This window comes from Cupriavidus sp. 86D6 (assembly GCF_057815095.1).
This window is the reverse complement of sequence record NZ_JBYPSB010000001.1, coordinates 254,042-271,065: the sequence shown is the minus strand read 5'-3', so window position 1 is coordinate 271,065 and position 17,024 is coordinate 254,042. Positions and strand designations below refer to the sequence as shown.

Annotated in this window: 14 protein-coding genes; 3 read left to right on the top strand and 11 right to left on the bottom strand. The window is 67.9% G+C overall.

Features of this window, described 5'->3' with window-relative positions; genetic code table 11:
* Positions 1-49 precede the first annotated feature (49 nt).
* From loiP to aspT (AC3G88_RS01230), 3 genes are all read left to right on the top strand, one after another.
* Complete coding sequence (gene loiP, locus AC3G88_RS01240; RefSeq protein WP_488770722.1) at positions 50-799, top strand: metalloprotease LoiP; 750 nt, start codon at positions 50-52, stop codon at positions 797-799.
* Positions 800-1,066: 267 nt separating this feature from the next.
* On the top strand, positions 1,067-2,770 hold the full coding sequence (gene aspT / locus AC3G88_RS01235; protein ID WP_488893001.1) for an aspartate-alanine antiporter: 1,704 nt from the start codon (positions 1,067-1,069) through the stop codon (positions 2,768-2,770).
* A gap of 80 nt (positions 2,771-2,850) precedes the next feature.
* On the top strand, positions 2,851-4,536 hold the full coding sequence (gene aspT, locus AC3G88_RS01230) for an aspartate-alanine antiporter (protein WP_488893000.1): 1,686 nt from the start codon (positions 2,851-2,853) through the stop codon (positions 4,534-4,536).
* 117 nt (positions 4,537-4,653) lie between these two features.
* On the opposite strand, the gene hutG is transcribed toward aspT (AC3G88_RS01230), so the two are convergent.
* The 11 genes from hutG to AC3G88_RS01175 form a co-directional block, all read right to left on the bottom strand.
* Positions 4,654-5,475: an N-formylglutamate deformylase gene (gene hutG, locus AC3G88_RS01225; RefSeq protein WP_400392863.1), complete on the bottom strand. Its 822-nt coding sequence runs from the start codon at positions 5,473-5,475 to the stop codon at positions 4,654-4,656.
* A 42-nt stretch (positions 5,476-5,517) separates the two neighbouring features.
* A complete protein-coding gene (locus tag AC3G88_RS01220) occupies positions 5,518-6,924 on the bottom strand; it encodes a formimidoylglutamate deiminase (RefSeq protein WP_488892999.1) in 1,407 nt (468 codons plus the stop codon).
* On the bottom strand, positions 6,921-8,147 hold the full coding sequence (gene hutI / locus AC3G88_RS01215) for an imidazolonepropionase (RefSeq protein WP_488892998.1): 1,227 nt from the start codon (positions 8,145-8,147) through the stop codon (positions 6,921-6,923). Before hutI ends, AC3G88_RS01220 begins: the two co-directional genes overlap by 4 nt.
* Positions 8,144-8,743, bottom strand: coding sequence for a HutD/Ves family protein (locus tag AC3G88_RS01210; RefSeq protein WP_488770728.1), 600 nt, complete (start codon positions 8,741-8,743; stop codon positions 8,144-8,146). Before AC3G88_RS01210 ends, hutI begins: the two co-directional genes overlap by 4 nt.
* Positions 8,743-10,446, bottom strand: a complete 1,704-nt coding sequence (gene hutU, locus AC3G88_RS01205; protein WP_488892997.1) for a urocanate hydratase — start codon at positions 10,444-10,446, stop codon at positions 8,743-8,745. The genes AC3G88_RS01210 and hutU overlap by 1 nt, the downstream gene beginning before the upstream one ends.
* A gap of 147 nt (positions 10,447-10,593) precedes the next feature.
* Positions 10,594-12,156 (bottom strand): histidine ammonia-lyase, encoded by a 1,563-nt coding sequence (gene hutH / locus AC3G88_RS01200; protein ID WP_488892996.1) that lies wholly within the window; start codon positions 12,154-12,156, stop codon positions 10,594-10,596.
* 92 nt (positions 12,157-12,248) lie between these two features.
* A complete protein-coding gene (gene hutC, locus AC3G88_RS01195) occupies positions 12,249-13,010 on the bottom strand; it encodes a histidine utilization transcriptional repressor HutC (protein WP_153947363.1) in 762 nt (253 codons plus the stop codon).
* A 29-nt stretch (positions 13,011-13,039) separates the two neighbouring features.
* Positions 13,040-13,819: an ABC transporter ATP-binding protein gene (locus AC3G88_RS01190; protein ID WP_488892995.1), complete on the bottom strand. Its 780-nt coding sequence runs from the start codon at positions 13,817-13,819 to the stop codon at positions 13,040-13,042.
* Positions 13,816-14,688 (bottom strand): ABC transporter permease, encoded by an 873-nt coding sequence (locus tag AC3G88_RS01185; RefSeq protein ID WP_153947361.1) that lies wholly within the window; start codon positions 14,686-14,688, stop codon positions 13,816-13,818. Before AC3G88_RS01185 ends, AC3G88_RS01190 begins: the two co-directional genes overlap by 4 nt.
* 13 nt (positions 14,689-14,701) lie before the next feature.
* Positions 14,702-15,664: an ABC transporter substrate-binding protein gene (locus tag AC3G88_RS01180; protein ID WP_488892994.1), complete on the bottom strand. Its 963-nt coding sequence runs from the start codon at positions 15,662-15,664 to the stop codon at positions 14,702-14,704.
* Between the two features lie 334 nt (positions 15,665-15,998).
* Positions 15,999-17,024: an NAD-dependent epimerase/dehydratase family protein gene (locus AC3G88_RS01175; protein WP_488892993.1), complete on the bottom strand. Its 1,026-nt coding sequence runs from the start codon at positions 17,022-17,024 to the stop codon at positions 15,999-16,001.

Sequence of the window (17,024 nt, the reverse complement as noted above, 5' to 3'; positions counted from 1 at the left end):
CTTCTTGCCTGCGCCTCCATAACAACGACCGACCATCAGGGAACCGAAGATGAATCGATATATTGCTACGGCGGCCGCCATCGGCTGCGCAACGCTGCTCGCTGGCTGTGCCGGCGCCGACATGAACAGCCTGAGCCAGGCGGGTGGCAGCCTGTTCAGTGCCGCCGCGCTCACCGACGCCAACGTCAAGCAACTGTCTGACCAGTCCTGCGCTGACATGGACAAGAAGAACACGGTCGCCGCGGCGGACAGCACGTACGCAAAACGGCTGGTGAACATCATGAGCGGCCTGCAGAACACCGGGCTGCCGCTCGATGCCAAGGTCTACCTGACCAAGGACGTCAACGCCTGGGCGATGGCCAACGGCTGCGTGCGCGTCTACAGCGGCCTGATGGACCTGATGACCGACGACGAGGTGCGCGGCGTGCTGGGCCACGAAATCGGCCACGTGGCGCTGGGGCATACCAAGAAGGCCATGCAGGTGGCCTATGCCACGGCAGCCGCGCGCGGCGCGCTGGGGTCCACCGGCTACGCCACGCTGACGGCGCTATCGACATCGCAGATCGGCGAACTTGGCGAAACCTTTGTCAACGCGCAATTCTCGCAGCGCCAGGAAAGCGAGGCGGACGACTACTCGTACAACCTGCTGACAAAGAATGGCGCCAACCGGCAGGCGCTGGTCTCCGCGTTCCAGAAGCTGGCCAAGCTCGATGGCGGGCAGTCGGGCCTGCTCAGTTCGCACCCCGGCTCTGACGCGCGGGCCAAGCATATCCAGGACCGGATCAACAGCGGCAAGTAACACCGCACGGCGGTATCGTGGCGAACACGTTACCCGGGCTGCCGCGCGCCATGTGCGGCAGCCGCTCAAGCCTTGCTGGCACCCCTGCGCCAGAGGCGCTCCGCCCCTCCCTTTCTCCCACTTTCAGACATAGCCGTTTGCTTGATTGCGTTTAACACGCATTCAAAAGCTTTCAGTACGCGCCAACGCGCCCCGTGCGGATAATGCCTCACGCCTGCGGGCCCTCCGCTGGCTTGCCATGAGCCATAGGGAGGCTTGCGCCGCGTCATGGAGTCCGTTTCCGCCCTGCTTGCCGGACAACCGGAGATTGCGCTGTTCCTGGCCCTGGCCGTCGGCCATGCGTTGGGTGCGATCCGTTTCGGACCGTTTCAGCTTGGCGGCATCTGCGGCACGCTGATTGCGTCGCTGGTCATTGGCCAGAGCGGTGTGCGGCTGGACAACGACGTCAAGAACGTTGCCTTCGCCGTGTTCATCTTTGCGCTCGGGTTCACGGGCGGACCTCAGTTTTTCGCCAATGTCGCGCGCGAATGGCGGATCGGCGTGCTGTCGCTGGTCGAAGTGTTCGTACTGCTCGCCTTGCTGGCCGTGGCGGTGCCCTTGCTGCATCTGGACCCTGGCACGGCATCGGGGCTGCTGGCCGGCGCAGCCACGGAATCGGCGGTGATCGGCACGGCGTCCGAGGCCATCGCGCGGCTCGGCCTGCCGGCCGATGCCATCCGCGTGCTGCAGACCAATATCGTCACGGCCTACAGCGTGACCTACCTGTTCGGGCTGATCGCGATCGTGCTGTTCACCAGCCAGCTGGCGCCATTCCTGCTGCGTCAGAATCTGCGCGAATCGGCCCACCAGCTCTGGCAGAAGCTGGGCGGGCAGAACGACATGGCAGACAACCAGATGACGGCGCTGCCGATGATCGTGGCGCGCGTACTGCGGGTGGACCATATGGCCGGCAAGACCGTCGTGGAAGCCGAGCACGAAGTGGCGCTCGGTGTCACGATCCGGCGCATTCGCCGCGACGGCAATACCTTTCGTCCCACACCCAAAGAAGTGCTGCGCGCCGGCGACATCGTGCTGGCCGTCGGCCGGCGTGACGCGATGGTGCCGTTTGCCGCCGCCCTCGGCCCCGAGATGCCCGAGGAGCCCGGCATGGACGCCGTGGTGCAGGCAGAGCAGTCGGTGCTGCTGACGCGCCGGGAAGTCATCGGCGTGTCGCTGGCGCGGCTGCGCCAGAGCGTGGATGTGGGCATGGGCCGCGGCGTCTATGTATCGCGCATCACACGCATGCAGCATGCGGTGCCGATCCTGCCCGAGACCGTGCTCGAGCGCGCCGACGTGGTCACGCTGTCCGGCCCCGACGAGGCCCTGCGGCGCGTGGTGCCCGAACTGGGCTATCCGGTCATCCCGACGATCCGCACCGACTTCGTTTTCCTGGGCATCGGCGTGTTGCTTGGCATGCTGATCGGGTCGTGGAGCGTCAAGGTCGGCCAGGCCGACCTGACGCTCGGCGTGGGCGGCGGATGCCTGGTGTCGGGCCTGGCCTTCGGCTGGCTGCGCGCACGGCTGCCGGTGATGGGCTCGCTGCCGGCGCCCGCGGCCGAAATCCTCAAGGACTTCGGGCTGGCCACGTTCATCGCCGCCGTGGGCCTCTCGGCCGGCCCCGACGCGCTGCGGCTGGTGCAGAAGTTCGGCCTGATCCTGCCCGTCGCGGGCGTGCTGATATCGGTCATCCCGGCGGCCATTTCACTGTATATCGGTCATCGCTGGCTGAAGCTCGACATGCCGATCCTGCTCGGCGCGGTGGCCGGCCAGCATTGCAGCACGCCCACGATCATGGCGCTCACCAACGCCGCCGGCAACGGCACGCCCGTCATCGGCTACACGATTACCTACGCCATCTCCAACGTCCTGCTGCCATTGCTGGGGCCGATCGCCGTGGCGATGGCCAGCGCGCTGGCCTCGGCACCGCAGTAGCTGTGTCTGGCTCGCCGCGGGCCACGAACGCCCGCGTGCGCAGCCGCTGTCACCTGTGTCACGCCTTACAGGAGTTCCCTATGGATTGGTTGCACACCATCTTCCAGAAATCGCCCGAGTCGGCGCTGTTCCTGTCGCTGGCCATCGGGTATGCCATCGGCAAGCTCACCTTCGCCAAGTTCCAGCTGGGCGGCGTCGCCGGGTCGCTGCTTGCGGCGGTGATCATCAGCCAGGTTGGCGTCGAGATCGACAACGGCGTGAAGGCCGTGATGTTCGCGGTCTTCATCTACGCGGTGGGCTACGAAAGCGGCCCGCAGTTCTTCAACTCGCTGAACCGCAATTCGCTGCGCGAGATCGCGATGGCCGTCTTCATGGCCGTGGCAGGGCTGGTGACCGTGGTGGTGCTGGCAAAGCTCTTCCACCTCGACAAGGGGATCGCGGCAGGCCTGGCCGCCGGCGGCATGACCCAGTCGGCCATCATCGGCACGGCCGGCGACGCCATCACCAAGCTCGGCCTGCCGCCGGACCAGGTGAAGACGCTGCAGGCCAACGTGGCCATCGGCTACGCGGTGACGTACGTGTTCGGATCGCTCGGCGCCATCATCGTCTGCGTGAATATCCTGCCGCGCTTCATGCGCGCGGACCTGAAGTCCGACGCGAAGAAGGTGGAGGCGGCCATGCACGGCGGCCTGCCGCAGTTCGGTCCGGGCCAGGCCGGCGCGCTGCCCCGCCTGGTGGGCCGGCTGTTCCGCGTGACGGCTGCCGCGGGCAAGACCATCAAGGACATCGAGATCGGCGGCGAAGACCTGGTCACCGTGGAAAAGCTCCAGCGCGGCGGCAAGCCGATCGACGTCACGCAGGACACCGTGCTCCAAGCCGGCGACCTGGTGCTGCTGGTGGGCCGGCGCGATGCCATGGTACCCACCGCGCTGGTGATCGGCGACGAAGTGGCCGACGCCGAAGGCATGGGCATGGTCATGCAGACGCGCCGAGCCGTGTTCACACGCCCCGGCCTGAACAACAAGCCGCTGGGCGAGATCGTGGCCAATATCAGCCGCGAGATGCGCCATGGCGTCTATCTGGAGCGGATCGAGCGATACGACCATGCGCTGCCGATCCTGCCCGACCTGAAGCTCCAGCACGGCGACATCATCACGTTCTACGGCACCCCGGCGGACACCCGGCGTGCCGCCGAGCGCGCCGGCTACGAGCTGGTACCGAGCGAGAAGACCGACTTTGTCTACTTTGGCGCCGGCGTGCTGGTGGGCCTGCTGATCGGGCTGCTGGTGGTGCGCATCGGGTCGATTCCGCTGACGCTGGGCGCGGGCGGCGGCGCGTTGCTGTCGGGCCTGGTGTTCGGCTGGGCACGGTCCAAGCATCCGATGTATGGCGCGATGCCGACGGCAGCCTGCCAGTTGCTGAAGGACTTCGGGCTGGCCGCGTTCGTGGCCATCGTGGGCATCAACTCGGGACTACAGGCGGTAGATACCCTGCGCCATAGCGGTTTGACGATTTTCCTGCTCGGCGCCGTGGTCACCTTGCTGCCGCTGTTCCTGACGATGCTGTTTGGCCGCTACGTGCTCAAGTACGACAACGCCGCGCTGCTGGCCGGCGCGCTGGCCGGCTCGCGCAGCGCCAATCCGGCCTTCGGCGGCATCCTGGACAAGGCCGAAAGCCCCGTGCCGACCGTGCCGTTCGCCATCACCTATGCCCTGGCCAACGTGTTGCTGACGCTGCTCGGCCCGCTCGTCGTCGGCCTTGTCTGACGTCTGCCGCAGAAGGGACCACTACGAACTGCAAGGGGAGCGTCACCGCAGCAAATCGGCCCGTCTGTGACACCGCAGTGCCACCACGGGCCGTTCTTTTGCCGGAACGCCGATGGGTCAGCGCGCTTCCACGAACGCCAGCACGGTTTCCAGCATCTGGCGGATGGCCGGCTGCACGTTGGCGGCCTTCGCCGGGTCGTACGCGAACGGGTACACCTCTTCCATGTACGACGACTGCGTCAGTTCCAGCTGGATGGCATGCACGCCGTCCGCCGGGTTGCCGTACTGGCGCGTGATGTAGCCGCCCTTGAAACGGCCGTTGAGCACGGCCGTATGGTTGGGCACCGCCTGCGCAATCTTGACCACATCGGCTGCCAGGCCGGTGTCGCAGCTCTTGCCGTCAGCCGATCCCAGGTTGAAGTCGGTGAGCTTGCCTTCGAAAAAGCGCGGCAGCACCGAGCGGATCGAATGGGCGTCCCACAGGCCGATCGTGCCATGCTCGGCACGCAGGCGCGCCAGCTCTTCCTGCAGCGCGTTGTGATACGGGTGCCAGACCGCGCCACGGCGCAGCGCGATTTCCGCGTCGTCGGGGCCGCTGGCGCCGTCGGCGTACACCGGCGTCTTGTCGAATGTATCGACCGGGCACAGGCCCGTGGTGTCCTGGCCCGGGTACAGGTTGGCGTTGTCGGGCGGACGATTCAGGTCGATCACGTAGCGCGAGTGCGTGGCCATCAGGATCGACGCGCCCAGCTCGCGGGCAAAGTCGTACAGGCGGTCCATGTGCCAGTCGGTATCGGGCACGGTGCGCGCCTCGGGCGTCAGACGCTCGGCCAGGCCGGCCGGCACATAGGTGCCCACGTGCGGCATCGACACCAGCAGCGGGCGGGTGCCGCGATGCAGCGTGAAAGCGGGAATATCGGTGGTGAAGGAGGAGGACATCTTGTCTCGGGGCTGCTTGGTATGGGGCGGGTTCGGGACCCTTCAGTCGGCCAGCAGGCGGGCGCGCGCCTCGGCGAACAACCGGCCCGCATCCCCTTGAAGCGGATGCACGCCGTGCTGCAAGCGGCGCATGCCGCCCGTGCGGACTTCCGCTAGTGTCTCATGTCCGTGGCTGGCGAACACGTACGTGGCCAGCGCATGGGCCCCGTCGAGCCCGGCCAGCGTGGGATGCTGGCCGTCCAGCACCAGGAAATCGGCCCGCTGTCCGGCCGCCAGGCCCGCCACCGGCCGCGCCGCCGCGCGCGCGCCGCCGGCCACGGCTTCGAGCCAGAGCCGGTCGGCCACCTGCGGATGCCGGTCCGACGCCAGCACATTGCGCCGCTGCAGGCCGAGCCGCTGGCCGTATTCGAACGTGCGCAGTTCCTCGGCCACGCTGACGCTGGCGTGGCTGTCCGACCCGACGCCCCACCAGCCGTGCTGCGCCAGATACGGCGCGGCCTCGAACACGCCATCGCCCAGGTTGGCTTCGGTGGTCGGGCAGATGCCGGCCACGGCGCCGCTATGGGCCAGCCGCCGCCGCTCGTCCCAGTCCATGTGGGTGGCATGGACAAGGCACCAGCGTGGGTCCACCGGCGCGTGGTCCAGCAGCCATTGCACGGGCCGCACGCCGTGGGTGGCCAGGCAGTCGTCCACTTCCTTCTGCTGTTCGGCGATGTGGATATGCACCGGCGCGGTGGCATCCATCGCGTGCAGCGCGGCAACGGCCTGCGTCAGGCTGTGCGGCGGCACCGCGCGCAGCGAATGGGGGGCCAGGCCCAGCCGGGCGCCGTAGGCGGTGCAATGCGGCGCCAGCTTTTCCAGCAACGCCTGCATGGCATCGGTATCGTTCAGGAAGCGACGCTGGTCGGGCTGCGCGGGCTTGCCGGCAAACCCGGCCGTCTGGTACAGCACGGGCAGCAGCGTCATGCCGATGCCGGCGGCCTGCGCCGCGCGCAGCAGCCGCAGCGACATCTCGGCGCGGTCGGCATACGGCTTGCCGTCGGGGTCGTGATGGACGTAATGGAATTCGCACACGCTGGTATAGCCGGCGCGCAGCATCTCGATATAGAGCTGCGTGGCGATGGCCTCAAGCGCGTCGGGCGACAGGCGCAGCGCAAAGCGGTACATCAGCGTGCGCCAGCTCCAGAACGAATCGCCGCCGGCCGGATCGGCGTCGGGCGACACGCTGCGGTATTCGGTCAGCCCGGCAAAGCCGCGCTGGAACGCGTGCGAATGGAGATTCGGCATGCCCGGCAGCACCGGGCCGGCCGCCTCGGGCACCGATGGCGCCGGCGCGGCGCCAGCCGTGATGGCCGTGAAAGCGCCGTGGGCACCCCACTCCAGCAGCACATCGCGTGCCCAGCCATCGGGCAGCAGCGCATGGCGCGCAAACAGCTGGCCGGCGCTCATCGGAACACCTTGCCCTGCCGCACCACCCCGGCACACGGGTTGCGGCCAAACCAGTAGGCCAGTTCGGCGGGCGACGCCACGCGCCACAGCGCGAAGTCGGCGGCGCGGCCCGGGGCGAGCCGCCCGTGGCGATCGGCCGCGCCCAGCGCGCGCGCCGCGTGCGTGGTCACGCCGGCCAGCGCCTCGGGCACCGTCATGCGGAACAGCGTGCAGGCCATGTTCATCATCAGCAGCAACGATGTGGTGGGCGATGTGCCCGGGTTGTGATCGGTGGAAATGGCAATCGGCACACCATGCTGGCGCAACATGGCCAGCGGCGGCAGATGGGTATCGCGCAGGAAATAGTAGGCGCCGGGCAGCAGCACGGCCACCGTGCCGGCCTCGGCCATCGCCATCACGCCGGCCTCGTCCAGGTGTTCGAGGTGATCCGCCGACAGCGCCTTGTGCCGCGCCGCCAGTGCCGCACCGCCGAGGTTGCTCAGTTGTTCGGCATGCAGCTTCACGGGCAGGCCGTGGCGTGCGGCGGCCGCGAATACGCGTGCGGTCTGATCTGGCGAAAATCCGATGCCCTCGCAGAAGGCATCGACCGCATCGACGAGCTTTTCCTCGGCCAGCGCCGGCAGCATCGTATGGCAGACCAGGTCGATATAGTCATCGGCGCGGCCCGCGTATTCGGGCGGCAGCGCATGCGCGCCCAGGAACGTCGTGTAGACCGTCACGCCATAGGCCTCGCCCAGCTGGCGCGCCACGCGCAGTTGCTTGCGCTCGGCGTCGAGCGACAACCCATAGCCGGACTTGATCTCTATGGTGGTCACGCCCTCGGCCAGCAGCGCCTCCAGCCGCACGGCCGCCTGCGCGAACAGCGTGGCCTCGTCGGCCTCGCGCGTGGCCCGCACCGTGGACACGATGCCGCCTCCGGCGCGCGCGATGTCCTCGTAGCTGGCGCCCGCCAGCCGCATCGCGAATTCATCGGCACGCTGGCCGCCGTACACCAGGTGCGTATGGCAGTCGATCAGGCCGGGGGTGATCCACGCGCCGCCGGCATCGTGCCGGTCGAGATGGCGATAGCTGTCCGGCAGGTCGGCCAGCGCCCCGAGCCAGGCGATGCGGCCGTGTTCGATCACCAGCGCGCCGTCGCGGACGGCCCGTTCGGGGTCCGCGTCGGGCAGCAGGTGGCAGTGATGCCAGACGCCATCGGCGGCGGGCGCGTCGTGGAAGTTCATCGGTCCGGCTCCCTATGCAGTATCACGCGCAGGCACAGCGCGGAAAGTTCGGTGTGGGCGCATGTGACGGCCGGCGAACCGGCCGGCATCAGTATGCCCTCGCCCGCCGACAGGTGCTGGCCGTCACCGCCGCGGCTGTCGCTGGCGTCCCAGTCGCCGCGCAACGCCAGGACCAGCACGGTGGCGAAGGTGGGCACCGCCGTGAACGGCTGGCGCATCAGGCGGACTTCGGCGCGGCAGCGGCCCCGGCGCGTCATCACGTTGAGATCGCGTGTCGGGCCATCGACGAGCGCGGCATGGATAGCCGTATCGCCAGAAAACGCGTATGGCTCGCCCACGCGCACGAGCTTGTGGCAGAACGAGTCGTCGTGGGCCTGCAGATGCACGCCGGCGCCGTCGATCAGCACGATCTGGCGGTCGATGCCCGGAAAGGCCGAGAACGGCCCGTCCGTGGCGATATCGGCCACGCTGATGCGCCAGTCGAACGTGTCCATGCCGGCGCCCGGCGGCCACACGGCAATCTCGCGCGTGGTGCCGCCGCCGTTCTTCCACGGCGTGGGGGCGATGGCGTCGAGCGCGAACCGCGTGACGGCCATCAGCGCTTCACCATCGGCAGGTTCAAGCGCTTTTCATGGGCGCAGTCGATGGCGATGTCGTACCCGGCGTCGGCGTGGCGCATCACGCCCGTGGCCGGATCATTCCAGAGCACGCGCTCGATCCGCCTGGCCGCCGCGTCGGTGCCGTCGCAGACGATGACCACGCCCGAATGCTGCGAAAACCCCATGCCCACGCCGCCGCCGTGATGCAGGCTGACCCACGTGGCACCGCCGGCCGTGTTCAGCAGCGCGTTGAGCAGCGGCCAGTCGGACACCGCATCGGAGCCATCGCGCATCGCCTCGGTTTCACGATTCGGCGATGCCACCGAGCCGCAGTCGAGGTGATCGCGCCCGATCACCACCGGCGCCTTGAGTTCGCCGTTCTTCACCATCTCGTTGAAGGCCAGACCGGCGCGATGCCGTTCGTCCAGGCCCACCCAGCAGATGCGCGCCGGCAGGCCCTGGAACGCGATACGGTCGCGCGCCATGTCCAGCCAGCGGTGCAGCGGCTTGTCGTCCGGGAACAGTTCCTTCATCTTGGCGTCGGTCTTGTAGATATCCTCCGGGTCGCCCGACAGCGCCACCCAGCGGAACGGGCCCTTGCCGCGGCAGAACAGCGGGCGGATATACGCCGGCACGAAGCCCGGGAAATCGAACGCGTTCTTCACGCCTTCCTCGAACGCCACCTGGCGGATGTTGTTGCCGTAGTCCACCGTTGGCACCCCCATCTGCTGGAACGCCAGCATGGCCTGCACATGCTTGACGATCGACTGGCGCGCGGCGGCTTCCACGGCCTTGGGGTCGCGCACGCGCAGGTCTTCCCACTGGTCCACGGTCCAGCCTTCGGGCAGGTAGCCGTTGATGACGTCGTGCGCCGAGGTCTGGTCGGTCACGATATCGGGCCGCATGCCGCCGGCCTGCGCACGGCGCGCCAGTTCGGGCACGATTTCGGCGGCATTGCCGAGCAGGCCCACCGAGATCGCCTGGCCCTGCTTCGTCGCGTCCTCGATCATGGCCAGCGCCTCGTCCAGCGTGGTGGCCTTCTTGTCCAGGTAGCGCGTGCGGATGCGGAAGTCGATGCGCGATTCCTGGCATTCGATGGCCAGCACGCATGCGCCGGCCAGCACACCGGCCAGCGGCTGCGCACCGCCCATGCCGCCCAGGCCGGCGGTCAAGATCCACTTGCCGGTCAGGTCGCCGTTGTAGTGCTGGTTGCCGGCTTCCACGAACGTTTCGAACGTGCCCTGCACGATGCCCTGCGTGCCGATGTAGATCCACGAGCCCGCCGTCATCTGGCCGTACATCATCAGGCCGGCGCGGTCGAGTTCGTTGAACTTGTCCCAGGTGGCCCAGTGCGGCACCAGGTTGGAATTGGCGATCAGCACGCGCGGGGCGTCGGCATGGGTGCGGAACACGCCCACCGGCTTGCCCGACTGCACCAGCAGCGATTCGTCCTCGCCCAGGCGGCGCAGGCTGTCCAGGATGGCGTCGAAGCACTCCCAGTTACGCGCGGCCTTGCCGATGCCGCCATAGACCACCAGGTCTTGGGGGCGTTCGGCCACATCGGGGTCCAGGTTGTTCTGGATCATCCGATAGGCCGCTTCGATCAGCCAGTTCTTGCAATGCAGCTGGCTGCCGCGCGGGGCGCGGATTTCGCGCTGGCCGCGCGGGGTGTCGGTGAATTGGTGTTCGTTGGCGTTCATGGTGTGTCCCGGTATGTTTGATGACTGGTCGGATCTGGATGCGCTTGCCCTCTCCCCCAACCCCTCTCCCGCGGGCGGGAGAGGGGAGCAAACCGACGGCATGTCAACCACCGATTTAGTGTCCCGTTGCGGGAGAGGGCCAGCGTCTCAAGCGGCTACGTTCGTCGGCAGGATCTCCCTCACGGCCTCGGGCCAGCCCGCGCCGGCGTCGCCCTGCACCACCCACTGCTTCATCGCCTCGATATCGGGCGCCAGATAACGGTCGGATTCCACAAAGGCCACGCGGCTGCGGATGCGGGCCAGTTCCTGCTCCACCAGCGGCGACGACTTCAGCGGCCGATGGAATTCGATGCCCTGCGCGGCGGCCATGGCCTCGATGCCGACGATCACGGCCGTGTTGGCGGCCATGTCGCCCAGGCGGCGCGCGCCGTAGGTGGCCATCGACACATGGTCTTCCTGGTTGGCCGACGTAGGCAGGCTGTCCACACTGGACGGATGCGCCAGCGACTTGTTCTCGGACGCCAGCGCCGCCGCCGTGACCTGCGCGATCATGAAGCCCGAATTCAGGCCGCCATCGCGTACCAGGAACGGCGGCAGGCCGGACAGCCCCGTATCGAGCAGCAGCGCCAGGCGGCGCTCGGAGATGGCGCCGATCTCGGCGATGGCCAGCGCGATGATGTCGGCGGCAAAGGCCACCGGCTCGGCGTGGAAGTTGCCGCCGGACACCACGTCGCCCTGTTCGGAAAACACCAGCGGGTTGTCGGACGCGGCGTTGGCCTCGATGCGCAGGATGCGCGCGGCGTGGGACAGGTTGTCCAGGCACGCGCCCATCACCTGCGGCTGGCAGCGGATCGAGTACGGGTCCTGCACCCGCCCGCAGGCCTTGTGCGAATCGACGATCTCGCTGCCGTCGAGCATCGCGCGCACGGCGCCGGCCACGGCAATCTGGCCCGCCTGCCCGCGTGCCGCGTGGATACGGGCATCGAACGGCTTGACCGATCCCTTGATGGCTTCCAGCGACAGCGCGCCCGCCACCAGCCCTGCCGCGAAGGCATCCTCGGCGGCAAACAGCCCGGCCAGCGCCAGCGCCGTGGACACTTGCGTGCCGTTCAGCAGCGCGAGCCCTTCCTTCGGGCCCAGCGTGAAGACGTCCAGCCCGGCATGGGCCAGGCCTTGCGCGGCCGGCACGCGGCGGCCGTCGATCATCACATCGCCCACGCCAATCAACGTGCAGGACATATGGGCCAGCGGCGCCAGGTCGCCCGAGGCACCGACCGATCCCTTGGCCGGGATGCACGGCGACACGCCGTGGTTGGCCAGCGCCAGCAGGGCATCGATCAGTTCCGGACGCACGCCCGAATGGCCACGCGCCAGGCTGACGGCCTTGATCGCCAGGATCAGCCGCACGGTATCGGCCGGCAGGTCGGCGCCGGTGCCCACGCTGTGCGACAGCACCAGGTTGCGCTGCAGTTCGGCCAGCTTGTCATGGGCGATGCGCGATTGCGCCAGCTTGCCGAAGCCGGTGTTGATACCGTAGACCACGGCGTCGGCGTCGATGATGTCCTGCACCGTGGCCTGTGCGGCACGCACGCCAGCCCAGGCCGATTCGGCCATCGCCAGCCGCACTTCGCCACGGTAGATGCGGCGCAGGTCGTCCAGCGACACGTGGCCAGGGTTCAGGGTCAGGAGGGAGCGGGAATCGTTGGTCATCTGCGTACGTCTTTGTTGTATGAGCCTGTCTATACAGGTTAGTCGAAAAATAAACCCGATGGCCGGCTTTTGGCTGGCCTCGGGAATCTGTTCTAGCCGAAGGCGGGATTGCCGTCGGCGCGAAACCGGCTGCCCAGCCGATACCGGTTGCCCGGGTGCAGGCAGCGAACGAATGTGACCGGCACGCCATGCGTCCAGGTGCGGCGGGTCAGCAGCAGGCAGGGTTGCGTGGGCGGCATCTCCAGATGCGCGGCCTGCTCGGCCGTGGCGGCGATGGCATCGACCACGTGCTCCACCTGGTCATACGGCACGTTGCGCAGCAGGTACTCGCCCGGCTGCGTATCGGCAAAATCCTGCGTGATGAAATCGGGCGCCACGCGCGGATTCACGTAGCGGTCCTCCAACTGCACCGGCAGGCCGTCTTCGCGATGGATGCAGATCGAGTGGTACACCGATTCGCCGGTGCGCAGTTCCAGCGCGGCGGCCACCTCGATCGACGCCGACACGCGCTCCACCAGGATCACGTCGCAGGCGTAGTCATGGCCGCGCATGCGGATCTCGTCCTGCAGGTTGACCACCGACAGCAGCGTGGACTGCGGCTTGTGTTCGGCCACGAACGTGCCCACGCCGGCCACGCGCACCACCCTGCCCTGCTCCGACAGTTCGCGCAAGGCGCGGTTGACCGTCATGCGCGACACCGAGAAGCGGTTCACCAGTTCCTGCTCGGACGGCACGCGGTCGCCGGGCTGCCACGCGCCGCTCTGGATCTGGCGCGCGATGTACTCCTTGACCTGCTGGTACAGCGCGGCCGGAGCGTTGGACGGGGAAGGTGCCGGGTTGGCGGACGGATTCATGACCTGTTGCGGAATGCCGGATTGCCGGTTCAGTGCTCGGCCGATGCCATGGCTTCGGCACGAATCTCCTCGGTGAGCCGCGCCTTGAGCACGGAAAACTCGGGCGATGTCTTGATCGTGTAATGGCGCGGATGGGCAAAGTCCACCGCGATCTCGCTCTTGATCCGACCGGGCCGCGCGGAAAAGACCGCCACGCGGTTGGCCATGAAAATGGCCTCGTCGATATCGTGCGTGACGAATAATACCGTCTTGCGGTGCGACTCCCAGATCCCGAGCAGCAGCTCCTGCATCAGCACGCGCGTCTGGTTGTCCAGCGCGCCGAACGGCTCGTCCAGCAGCAGGATCTTCGGATCGTTGGCCAGCGCCCGCGCAATCGCCGTGCGCTGCTGCATGCCGCCCGACAGCTGCTTGGGGTAGTGCTGCTCGAAGCCGCGCAGCCCCACGCGGGCGATAAAGAAATCGCTACGTTCCTTCTGCTCGGCCACGCTCATGCCGCGTTCGCGCAGCCCGAAGCGCACGTTCTGCTCGATGGTCAGCCACGGAAACAGCGTGTACGACTGGAACACCATGCCGCGGTCGGCGCCCGGACCGGCCACGGGCTGGCCATCGAGCAGCACGCGGCCGCCGCTGGGGATATCGAGCCCGGCCACGATGCGCAGCAGCGTGGATTTGCCGCAGCCAGACGGGCCCAGGATCGTCACGAAATCGTTGTCGCGCACCTCGAAATCGACCGGCAGCAACGCCTGCGTGCTGCCGCCGCGCGGATTCTCGAAGGTGCGGGATACCTGCTGGATCGACAGCGCGCTCATTTGATCGAACTCCACGGAAACAGGCGCTGGTTGGCCAGCTTGAAGACCAGGTCGGACACCAGCCCGATGCAGCCGATGACGATGATGCCGAAGATGATCTGCCCGGTGTTCAGCAGTGCCTGGCTGTCGGTAATCATGTGGCCGATGCCCGAGGACGAGCCGATCAGCTCGGCCACGATCACGTACGTCCACGCCCAGCCCAGTACCAGCCGCAGCGTCTCGGCAATCTCGGGCGCCGCGCCCGGAATCAGCACGCGGCGCACGATGCCGCGCGGCGTGGCGCCCAGCGTGTAGGCGGCCTCCACCAAGTCCTTGCGCGCGCCGCCCACCGTGACCGCCACCATCAGCACGATCTGGAAAAACGAGCCGATGAAGATCACCAGCAGCTTCTGCGTCTCGCCAATGCCGGCCCACAGGATCAGCAGCGGAATGAACGCCGACGCCGGCAGGTAGCGGCAGAACGACACGAACGGCTCGAAGAACGCCTCGGCCGCCTTGTAGGACCCCATGAAGATGCCCAGCGGCACGGCCAGCACGGCGGCCAGCACGAAGCCGCCGACCACGCGCCAGACGGTCATGCCGATATCGCCGATGAAGCCGTACTGCGTGAACAGCAGCCAGCCCTCGTGCGCCATCGTCACCGGATCGGCCAGGAACGTGCGCGGCACGAAGCCGCCCAGCGTGACCACGGCCCAGACGCCGAAGAACGCAACGAAAAACGACAGGCCAAGGATCCAGCGAGCCTGCGACGACACCGGCACCAGCGGCGACAGCCACGGATGGCGCGCACGCGGCGCACGGTCCGCCGGCTGGGCGGCGATGGGCGCGGGCGGGCGCGCCGTGGCGGGGGCTTGCACGGACGACGACATCACGGACTCCGGCTTACTTGAGGTATCGGGCGTCATAGAGCGCCGTCACGTCGGGCACCTGGCGGATCACGCCGATGTCCTTGAGCACATCGGCCGCTTCCTTGCTGAAGCTGGCCAGCTCGCCCGCGAAGAATTTCTGGTTGGCCGCCTTGTCCTGCCAGCGCAGGTAGGCCGACGACTTGGCGAACTGCTCGCCGGTCTGCTTGACGGCCGCGCCCATGATGTCGTTGGACTTCTCCGGCTCCTTGCGGATCATCTCCAGTGCCTCGAAGTAGCTGTCGACCAGCGCCTGGGCGGCCTTGGGATTGTCCTTGAGCCATTTCGGCGCACAGCCCAGCGTGTCGGTCACCATCGGGTAGTCGAGCGTGGTGGCCAGGATCTTTCCGCGCTCCGGATTGGCGCGCACCGTGGACAGGTACGGCTCGTAGGTCATGGCGCCGTCGTTCTGGCCCGCCACGAACGCCTGCGCGGCCGCCTGCGGCGACAGCGTGGTCAGCTTCACGTCCTTGAGCGTCATGCCGTTCTTCTTCAGCATCCACGCCAGCCCGAAGTACGGCGCGGTGCCCGGCGCATCGACGCCGATGGTCTTGCCCTTGAGGTCCGCAAACGTCTTCACATCGCTGCGCACGGCCAGGCCGTCGGCGCCGTACGACTTGTCGAGCTGGACGATCTGGGTGATGGGCACGCCGTTGGCGTTCCAGGCCACGTGGGTCTCCACGGTGGTGGCCGCGCACTGGATGGCCCCGGAGGCCAGCGCCAGGTGGCGGTCCTTCTGCGGAATCATCTTGATATCCACATCCACGCCGTGCTTCTTGAAGATGCCCGCCTTGTCGGCCAGCGTCAGCGGCGCGAAACCGGTCCAGCCGCTCATGCCGATGGTGACCGGCGTGTTCTGGGCGTGGGCGGGCGCGGCCAGGACTGCGGCGGCAAGGGTGGACGCAACGGCGGCAAAACGGAACGGCAGGGGCAGCTTCATGCTGTCGGCTCCATCAGTCGTGGGGTGAAGGCAATCTATCAACGCTGTATATACAAGTCAAACCCGGGGTTTACCTGAGTCGTCAGTCAAGTGCGTCTTGCTGAATCCCAACGATGGCGCGCAATTGCGGCGCCCGATCATGCTGCAATGCACCGCAGCGGCGCATGGCGTTGGCACGGAGTGCGTCGGGATGCACCGACTTGTCTATACAGGTAACGCAGGCGGAGGGTAACGCAATGGGCGTGCCTGGCCTGGAAAGAGGTGGCCGCTACGTGATGGTGCTCCCTCTCCCATTTCATGGGAGAGAGGGGCCAGACATCGCAACCTGGCCGCGTCAGCGATCAAAAAACGCGCTGACCGTGGGATAACGCAGCCGCAGGCGCAGTTCGCGCTTGAGCCGGCGGTTGTCGAGCCGGCGCGATTCGCTCATGAAGCTCAGGAGCGTGGGCTCGATGGTGTCCCGCGCCTGCTGGCGGGTGATGCGCGGCGGGCGCGGCAGGCCCTTGCGGTCTGCCACGAGGTCGAAATAGTCCGCCATGCGCAGTTCGGTGTCGTCGCTGGCGTGCACCACGCGCTGCGGGCGGCCGCGCCACAGCGCGGCGATCATCGCCCGCGCCAGGTCGTCGGCATGGATATGGCTCGTGTAGACGTCGTCCTGCGGCGCCAGCGCGGGCGTGCCCCTGTTCAGGCGCGCCACGGGTAGCCGGTCTTCGGCATAGATGCCCGGAATGCGTACGATGCCGGTCCGCCAGCCGGCATCGCGGCCAAAGGCGCGCACCGCCGCTTCCGCCGCCACGCGCCGCCGGGCCCGTGCAGTCTGCGGACGCACCGCATGAAATTCCTGCACGCGCGCGCCGCCGCGGTCGCCGTAGACGCCGGTGGTGCTGGCGTAGATGAAGGCCCCCGGGGCACGGTGGCGCGCCGATGCCTCAAACGCGCGGTGCCAGCCCCGCTCGGGTAGAATGGCGGCCTCGCTGACACCGGGCCGCAGGGCGCGCGTGCGACGCCAGCTGGTGCGCCGTAGCGCACCCAGCAACGCTTGCGTGCGTGGATCGCCATCGCCCTGACCGGGCGGCGGCGCCAGGTCGATGACCCGGCTGGCCAGCCGCGACAGCCGTGCCAGCGTGGCCGGCTGATCCAGGTTGGCCACCAGCGGTATCGCGCCGGCTTCGCGCAGTGCCGCCTGGCGCGATGGTTGCGATGTCACGGCGAACACGCGCATGCGCGTGGCCAGCACGCGCAGGATGCGGGTGCCCACATCGCCGCAGCCAACGATCAGCAGGCGCGGACGGCCCAGCCGCCGACGCCGGACGCCCCGTGGGGAAGACAACGCCGCTTGCGGCGACAGAATTTGGTTCAT